A 7,913-nucleotide genomic window follows, 5' to 3' on the forward strand; every position below is an offset into this window, starting at 1 on the left:
GCTCGCTTGCACCACCGGGATGGGTGATCCTCTCTTCCTGAGAGGGTGGTCAGGAGCAGCCACCTTGCTCACAAGGCGGACGGGGGGGGAGCGGAGCATTGAGCGATGCAATCATACATATGTGACAGGAAGATGAAACCGCAGGCTTGCATGACGGGCAGGCCGGCATCTCTTCCAGACTCCAAGACTAGTCATCCTTAAAGCGTGCGTCCCGCCAGTCGAGCGCGGCCCGCAGGCCCTTTTCCTTGCGGATTCGACTAAAGGTTTCCTGCTCTTCGGTGCGGGTCGTATCGAACAGGGTCACCAGGTCGAGGTTCTGCTCAATGCTGTTCAGGAAGCCCATATTCTCAAAGGCGCGGTTGATGGCGATCTTGTTATACTTGACCCCGACCTGGGCAATGTTGATCATCGTCCGGGCCATCTTTTCGCACTCGGGCATGAGCTGATCGTGGGCCACCACCTTGTTAATCATGCCCAGCCGTTCAGCCTCCTGGGCCGACAGGGTCTGACCGGTCAGCAGCAACTCTTTGGCCTTGGCCAGGCCGACGCTGAAGGGTGTGACCAGGACCGGCGGGCCCGTCCCAAAGCGAATCTCCGGTTCACCCAGCGTGGCCTGTTCGGAGGCAATTTTGATATCGCACAGCTGGGCCAGCTCACACGCCCCGGCCAGCGCGTAGCCGTTGATGGCGGCGATATACGGCTTGGCCGAGTGCCAGATTTTCAGAAAGATGGTGATGTTCTTTTTGAGGGCCGAGCGCCAGTCGTCGGCCGAGCGCTCGTACAGCTCGGGTTCTCCTTCCGGGCTGCCAATATCGAAGCCGGCCGAGAAAGCGCGTCCGGCCCCGGTCAGGATCACGACCTTGACTTCCGGGTCGTCCTCAATCGTGTCCAGCGCCTGGCCCAACTCGGCCATCAGCTCCGGGCTCAGTGCGTTCAGTTTGCTGGGCCGGTTGAGGGTCAGATAGCCGATGCCGTCGCGCTTTTCAAACAGCAGGGTGTGATAGTCTGCCATAGCTCCTCCCGCTCCAAAGCCCGATGTCTAACCCAAAGGGAGGGAGAGATCAAGCAGCGGCTCGGGTCTTGCCCCGGCCCGAAAAAAATCGCAGACTTGTGCTTCCACACCGACGATGCTGACCTCCGACCTACTCCAAACGCGCAACCACGGGCCGTATATCTATCCGCGCTACATCAAGACCGAGGCGCCCCGTTTTCGCGCTCTGGCCGAACAGCTGATCGCCATTTTCGGCGACCACCAGGGCAAGACCCGGCGCGAGTTGAGCGACGCCCTCAACCAGTACGCCCAGGACAGCACCGACTATCGGATTCAGCGCGGCCTGGCCAAGCTGCTGCGGGACGACCGCTGCGAGTTCAGCGAGCGCAGCGTTGCCCCGCCGGCCGAGGTGCGTGAGCGGGTGTTCGGCCTGGCCCGGGAGAACCACCCGGTCGTGCTCCAGCCGGATATGATTCACCCCGTGTCCAAGAACGACATTTTGGCCGAGGTGGCCAGCGAGTACAAAACCGATGTGGAGCAGCTGGCCTGGGCGGTGTACGCCGACCTGCCCGACAACCACCTCCTGACCCGGTTCGACCCGCCCCAGCCCGAGTGGCTGCTGGAGCGCTATAATGTCGCCCTGGCCCAGGCTCTGCTGTACCGCTGCATTCGGATGAAGCTATCGGTCCTTCGCAATATTCCCAGCCGCTATAAGCAGCTGTTCAAGTTTGTGAAGTTCTACCAGCTGATGCACACCATTCAGGGCGACCTGGACAGCGGCTATGAGATTGTGCTTGACGGCCCGGTCAGCCTGTTTCGTCTGTCCCAGAAGTACGGCCTGAAGCTGGCGGTCTTTTTGCCCGCCCTGTTGTTGTGCACACGCTGGAAGATGGAGGCCGAGATCGTGGCTACGGACGGTGAGCGGCGTTTTTTCCCGCTCGACGAAAGCGCCGGGCTGCACTCCCACTACCGCGACAGCACGGTGTATGACTCGTTGCTGGAGCGAACGTTTGCCGAGCGGTTTGGCGAGATTGAGAGCGGTTGGGAGATTGAACGCGAGGTTGCCATCATCAACCTCAAGGACACGGTGTTTATCCCCGACTTTGCCTTCCGCCACGCCGACGGCCGCACCGCGCTGCTGGAGATCGTCGGCTTCTGGCGGCCCGACTATCTGGCCCGCAAGCTGATGAAGCTCAAACGCTCGGACCGCACCGATATGGTGGTGGCGGTCTCGGCCGACCTCAACGTTGGCGAGGAAGATTTCAAAGACGTGCCGGGCAGCGTGTTTTTCTTTAAGCGGCGCATCAATCCCCAGGATGTGCTGGCGCGCCTGGAGCAGGTCGGGCAGGACGCCAGCCTGGAATCTTGAGCAAGGCTGTTTGCCCTGTACGTCTGGACGGTCGTATCGGAACTGGGACTCGGGTGTACGGAAGGCAGCGCCTTCGTACATCTGGGTGGACGCATCCGGCTCTCCGTTGGCGTATTGAACCTGGGATAGCGTTCCCCTAGATTAGGAACAACTATGCAACCGGACTACACTGGAATCATCACGGTCGAGCCGGGAAAACGCGGTGGGAAACCTTGTATTCGTGGCCTTCGCATCACGGTCTATGACATCCTGGAGTATTTAGCGTCTGGAATGACGGAGCAGGAAATTCTGGCCGATTTTCCCGACCTCACCCGTGCCGATATCAGGGCGTGTCTGGCGTTTGCGGCTGACCGGGAGCGCCGTCTCGTTTCCATTCCGCCGGAATGAAATTCCTGCTGGATCAGAATCTGTCTCCGCGTCTCAGGGAGGCATTACAGGACATTTATCCTCAATCGCTCCATGTCAGGGACGGCCGCAGTATGGGCCTACGCTAAAGAGCGCGGGTTGGTGATTGTGTCGAAAGACGCTGATTTTCGTCACCTTGGTTTCACCTACGGGCCTCCGCCCAAAATCGTTTGGATTCGCCGTGGGAATTGTTCAACCAGGGAAATTGAGCTGCTTCTTCGTGAGCGGTACGATGATATCCTCACGTTTTATGAGAATGAACGAGAAGTTGTCCTAGCCCTGGCTTGAACGTTGTGAGCAGGCACGAGACCCTCCACGCTAGGCTGGGGTAGAGACCGGGGCGACCGGACGTCCGTCGGTCAACTGCCAGGTGTTTTCCTGCTCGGCCAGCTCCCGCGCGTCGGCAGAGACCCACTCTCCCGCGACCACGGGAATAGCCGGCGTCCCGACCCGGGACAGGAGTCTGGCCCGACTGGCCGCCCGCTTGACATCGTGGACGCCAACGCCCCACGAGACTTCGACGACCAAATAGACCGCAGCATTATCCTCGCGGCGTTTGCCGCGGACGATCACATCGGCCAGCAGGATTTCATCGGCCTGAGCTTGGGTGAGCAAGCCGCCGTCCGTCGCATCGTCTACAAGCGCCGTGATTTCATCCGACGAGAGTCCGAAATAGGCGTGGCCTCTTGTCTGGTAGCGATTTTCCAGACCAAAACCCTTCAGTTTTGCAACATCGTTGACGAGAGTCCCAACCGTCCGTGTCAGGGTTGCGACGTGCTCAGTGAGGGCCGCAAGCCGGGCTTCGGTCTGCTGCTGGGCTTCGGCGAGGGCGGTCATACGAGCGTCGGTCTGCTGCTGGGTCTCGGCAATTTGCTGAAAGCGCCGGTCGATTTCTGTTCTCAGGCTGGACATCTGCTCCGGCAGGGCCAGCAGCTCGTCAGACAGCACCAGCCGGCGTAGCCGTACCCGCCATTCCGGCCGCTGCTCCAGGAGCCGCTCTAGGTCTTGAAAATCATCGACGGTGAAGGACATGGTTGGCTTCCCTACTTCAGCCTAGTCTTTTTCCTCTCGACTGCCAAGCGCGTCCTTACAGCTCGCCCGTCTCCCGTAACTCCCTGACCCGGTCTTCCTGAATGATCGCCCCGTCCCGGTACAGCTCGGCAATCTGTTCTGCGCTGTAATCCAGGTATTCCTGAAGAATCTCCTCGTTGTGCTCGCCCAGAAAGGCGGCCCGGAAGGGAATCGCGACCTGGGCGCTGGACAGGTGAAAGGGGGATTTGGCGATCGGGGTCGGCCCCAGCAGCGGGTGGGGCACGTCCTGAAAAAAGTCGCGGGTCTGGAGCTGGGGGTGGGCGACGGTGGCCGGGATGTCGAGGATTGGCGCGGACGGAATCCGGGCCTCCTCCAGGATTTTCAGCGGGGTGTCGTCATCCTCAAAGCTTTGCAGCCAGTCCTCGATATGTTTGCGCACCTCGGGCCGGCGCTTGCAGCGTTCGATCTGGCTGGCGTAGCGCGGGTCGGTCGCCAGCTCGGGCTTGCCCATGGCTTCGACCAGCGGCGGCCACTGGTGCTCGGCAACGGCAAAGACGATATAGCCGCGTGTGGACTTGTAGACGCCGTAGGGGCAGATGTTGAAGAAATCGCCGCCAAAACGGTGGGGCCGAATGGCGCCCTGACTCATCTGGAAGAGCGGGAAGTTGATGTAGTCGAGATAGACCAGGGATTCGAGCTGCGAGACGTCGATGTACTGGCCTTCCCCGCTCATGGCACGGTGGAACAGGGCCGCGCAAATCCCCAGGGCGCCGTGAATCCCGGCGTTCGGGTCCCCGAAATAATTGCCGACATAAGTCGGCGGGCCGTCGGGTTCGCCGGTCATGGCCATCACCCCGCTCTGGGCCTGGGCAATGATATCGAAGCTGGTGTGCCGCGCATACGGACCGTCCTGACCGTAGCCCGAGACCGAACACATGATCAGACGCGGGTTCAGGGTTTTGAGCGAGTCGTAGTCCAGGCCGTATTTGGCCATCACCCCGGGGCTGTAGTTTTCCACCACCACGTCAACCTGACGGACCAGCTCGCGCACAATTTCGAGCGCCTTGGGCTTCTTGAAATCGACACACAGACTTTTCTTGCCCGCGCAGGCGGCCAGGAACAGTGCGCTCTGGCCGTGCTCGACCAGGTGAATCTTGCGTCCCAGGTCGCCGTCGGGCGCGCGTTCGATTTTGACCACCTCGACTCCCAGGTCGGCCAGCAGCCGGGTGGACGAGGGACCGGCCAGATACTGGGTGAAGTCGAGCACGCTTACGCCGGAGAGCAGCTGGGTGGCGCCGGATGTCTGCTGTGTCATAAAGCCTCCGTGTTTTTCCTGGTGTCGCCTCTTCCTACTAAACCTGGACCGCAGCGGCAAGTTTATTGGCACGACGGTCGGTTGACTTTTGGCGTCCATCCATTTGAATGGAGGAGAGGAGGAACACGACCATGCTGATTCGTTCTCCGCGCGGCTGGGAGATGCCGCAACGTCTGGCCACTCCGGAAGCGGTGTATTGGAACCGCCGCCGGTTTCTCCAAGCCCTGGGGCTGACCGGCCTGAGCGTCCTGGGCGTGGGCTGCGACAGCCCGGCCGAGAGCCGGCCGGCTGACGAGTTGGGGGCGCTTCGGGGCCTGCCCGAGCCTAGCCCGACCACCGACCTGTATCCGGCTCCGCGCGCCGAGCGCTATACGCTGGACCGGCCGCTGACCCGCGAGCGGGTGGCCGCCACGTATAATAATTTCTACGAGTTCTCGCCCCGCAAAGAACACGTCGCCCGCCTGGTGTCCAATTTCCGAACCCGACCGTGGCAGATCGAGGTGGCGGGCCTGGTCAACAAACCCCAGACCCTGGATATTGACGAGCTGGTGCGCCGCATGCCGCTCGAGGAGCGGCTGTACCGTCACCGGTGTGTCGAAGCCTGGTCCATGGCCGTTCCCTGGACGGGTTTTCCGATCAAGGCATTCATCGATCTGGTCGAACCCCTGTCCTCGGCGAAATTCATGCATATGCTGACCTTCAACAACGCCGACCAGGCCCCGGGGATGCGGGACACGAGCTACCCCTGGCCGTATTTTGAGGGCTTGAGCCTAGCCGAGGCGACCAACGAGCTGTCGCTGTTTGTGACCGGTATTTACGGCCATGAATTGACCAAGCAGCACGGCGCCCCGATTCGCCTCGTCGTGCCCTGGAAGTATGGCTATAAGAGCATCAAGTCGATTGTCCGTATCGAGTTCACCGACCAGCAACCCGGCACGTTCTGGTCCTCCCTCATTCCCTGGGAGTAGAATTTTTCGGCCAATGTCGATCCGACGGTTCCCCACCCCCGCTGGTCACTAGCCTACGAGCGGGTGATTGGCACCGAGGAACGCCGCCCAACCCTGCCGTATAACGGCTATGCCGAGTTTGTGGCCGGTTTGTACCGAGCCTAAGGCGGTCGCCGGGGGCCTGGGCTGGCTCGGGGTGGTGCTGCTGGCGCTCTGCGCGGCTTGTGCCGTCCCGCCCGACCGCACGCCTGAGCCGCCAAGCGATCCCGCCTCTCTGTACGCCTACCACGCCGAGCCCGGCGCCTGGTTCACGCCCTGGCGGCGCCGGACCGTGTCTACTGCCGACATGCTGCGCTGGGCGGTCTCGCGCAACGCCTACACCGGCGAGTGGCGCGACCCGCCCGAGGTACCCCGGGTCGAAAACGACGGCAGTTCCCTGGCCGCGCCGCAAAAGACGGCCGCCCTGACCTGGGTCGGGCACTCCACCTTTGCCATCCACGACCGGGCCGATGTCTTTCTGACCGACCCGCATTTTGGTAAGCGGGCGCTCCTGCCCAAGCGTCACCATCCGCCCGGCATCCCGATCAGCGCCGTTCCGGCCGACGCCTTTGCCTTCATCTCCCACAACCACTACGACCACCTCGACGCCTACACGGTTGACAGCCTGCCGCCCTCGGTCCGGTGGTTTGTGCCGATGGGCCTGGCCGAGTGGTTTCGTGACCGCGGTCGGCCGAATGTGGTCGAGCTGGACTGGTGGCAGACGGTCGAGCACGGGCGCTGGAAAATCAGCTGTGTGCCCTCCCAGCACTGGTCGCGGCGTATCGGCCAGGCCGAGAACTCGACCCTGTGGTGCGCCTGGGTCATTGCCTCGGACGAACGCCGCTACTTTTTTGCCGGGGACACGGGCTATTTTCACGGCTTTGGCGAAATTGCCCGGCGCTACGGTCCGATTGATGTGGCGCTGCTGCCGATTGGCGCCTATGAACCGCGCTGGTTCATGCGCTACTCGCACATGAACCCGGCCGAAGCCTATCAGGCGTTTCAGGATTTGGGGGCACGCTGGATGGTGCCGTGCCACTGGGGCACCTTCGATCTGACCGACGAGCCGTATGACGAAGCCCCGCGCGAGTTACGCCGGGTAGTCCGGGCCGCCGGGGCCTCGCTTGACCCGATCAAGATCATGGCGGTTGGAGAGACCTGGCAGGTGCCGGACGAGTAGGAGCACCCCCCCGTGGGTGCCCTTTGTCTGAATCCGAGAGCAGAGGTCACTGACGCAGCGTCGGCACCCCCTGTGTCAGTGCCCTCCAGCCTACTGCGCAAAGGTCTCAATCGCGCTGCGCACCGCATCCCCATAGCTCTCGCCGCCGACCGGCGAGGGGTTGAAGATCGGCAGCTGAATCCCGGCCTCCTGAAAAGCGGCCAGGCGCTCGCGGCAGCGCACAGCTCATCGGCCATCTTGTCCGACACAAAGCCGCTGCCGTCGCCCTTGAGCAGGCTGGCCGCCTCGTCCTCGAAACCGCTGTCGTGAAACAGCTTGTTATAGAAGGGCAGGCCGCCGTAGAACGACAGGCTCTGTTTGGCCGCCTCCATGGCCGTGTCCAGATCGTCGTGAATGCAGGTGATGAGGCCGGTGGTGACATCGATCTCGGAGATCGAACGGTCGGCCTTGGCCGCGCCTTTTTCCAGGGCGGCCAGGGCGGTCGGCAGTCGGCTGACGGGACACAGATAGAGCATCACCCCGTCGGCCACCTCGCCGCTGAGCTGGACCGTACCCAGGGCCAGCGCACCAATATAGATCGGCACGGCATAGCTGGCCGCCCGGGGTTGCATGGCCATGCCGGGGATTTCTTTGCC

At 62.3% G+C, this 7,913-nt stretch carries 10 protein-coding genes; 7 read left to right on the forward strand and 3 right to left on the reverse strand.

Annotated elements, in window-relative coordinates:
• Window positions 1-187 precede the first annotated feature (187 nt).
• A complete protein-coding gene (locus J4F42_21650; protein MCE2488128.1) occupies window positions 188-1,012 on the reverse strand; it encodes an enoyl-CoA hydratase/isomerase family protein in 825 nt (274 codons plus the stop codon).
• A gap of 115 nt (window positions 1,013-1,127) precedes the next feature.
• Here J4F42_21650 and J4F42_21655 point away from each other — a divergent pair, with 115 nt between their 5' ends.
• The 4 genes from J4F42_21655 (at window position 1,128) to J4F42_21670 (ending at window position 3,053) form a co-directional block, all read left to right on the forward strand.
• Window positions 1,128-2,360: a DUF790 family protein gene (locus tag J4F42_21655; GenBank protein ID MCE2488129.1), complete on the forward strand. Its 1,233-nt coding sequence runs from the start codon at window positions 1,128-1,130 to the stop codon at window positions 2,358-2,360.
• Window positions 2,361-2,513: 153 nt separating this feature from the next.
• Window positions 2,514-2,747 (forward strand): DUF433 domain-containing protein, encoded by a 234-nt coding sequence (locus J4F42_21660; GenBank protein ID MCE2488130.1) that lies wholly within the window; start codon window positions 2,514-2,516, stop codon window positions 2,745-2,747.
• Window positions 2,744-2,854, forward strand: a complete 111-nt coding sequence (locus J4F42_21665; protein MCE2488131.1) for a DUF5615 family PIN-like protein — start codon at window positions 2,744-2,746, stop codon at window positions 2,852-2,854. The genes J4F42_21660 and J4F42_21665 overlap by 4 nt, the downstream gene beginning before the upstream one ends.
• Before the next feature lie 13 nt (window positions 2,855-2,867).
• Window positions 2,868-3,053: a DUF5615 family PIN-like protein gene (locus J4F42_21670; protein MCE2488132.1), complete on the forward strand. Its 186-nt coding sequence runs from the start codon at window positions 2,868-2,870 to the stop codon at window positions 3,051-3,053.
• 30 nt (window positions 3,054-3,083) lie between these two features.
• On the opposite strand, the gene J4F42_21675 is transcribed toward J4F42_21670, so the two are convergent.
• Complete coding sequence (locus J4F42_21675) at window positions 3,084-3,797, reverse strand: hypothetical protein (protein ID MCE2488133.1); 714 nt, start codon at window positions 3,795-3,797, stop codon at window positions 3,084-3,086.
• Window positions 3,798-3,852: 55 nt separating this feature from the next.
• On the reverse strand, window positions 3,853-5,112 hold the full coding sequence (locus J4F42_21680) for a CoA transferase (GenBank protein ID MCE2488134.1): 1,260 nt from the start codon (window positions 5,110-5,112) through the stop codon (window positions 3,853-3,855).
• 131 nt (window positions 5,113-5,243) lie between these two features.
• Between J4F42_21680 and msrP the strand changes: the two genes are divergently transcribed.
• The 3 genes from msrP to J4F42_21695 form a co-directional block, all read left to right on the forward strand.
• Entirely contained in the window at window positions 5,244-6,080 is an 837-nt protein-coding gene (gene msrP, locus J4F42_21685; GenBank protein MCE2488135.1) for a protein-methionine-sulfoxide reductase catalytic subunit MsrP, read from the forward strand.
• A gap of 109 nt (window positions 6,081-6,189) precedes the next feature.
• On the forward strand, window positions 6,190-7,278 hold the full coding sequence (locus tag J4F42_21690) for an MBL fold metallo-hydrolase (protein MCE2488136.1): 1,089 nt from the start codon (window positions 6,190-6,192) through the stop codon (window positions 7,276-7,278).
• Between the two features lie 305 nt (window positions 7,279-7,583).
• Window positions 7,584-7,913: hypothetical protein (locus tag J4F42_21695; GenBank protein MCE2488137.1), on the forward strand; the 330-nt coding region annotated here is incomplete at its 3' end.

It is taken from the genome of Desulfurellaceae bacterium (genome assembly GCA_021296095.1).
GTDB lineage: Bacteria > Desulfobacterota > Binatia > Bin18 > Bin18 > JAAXHF01.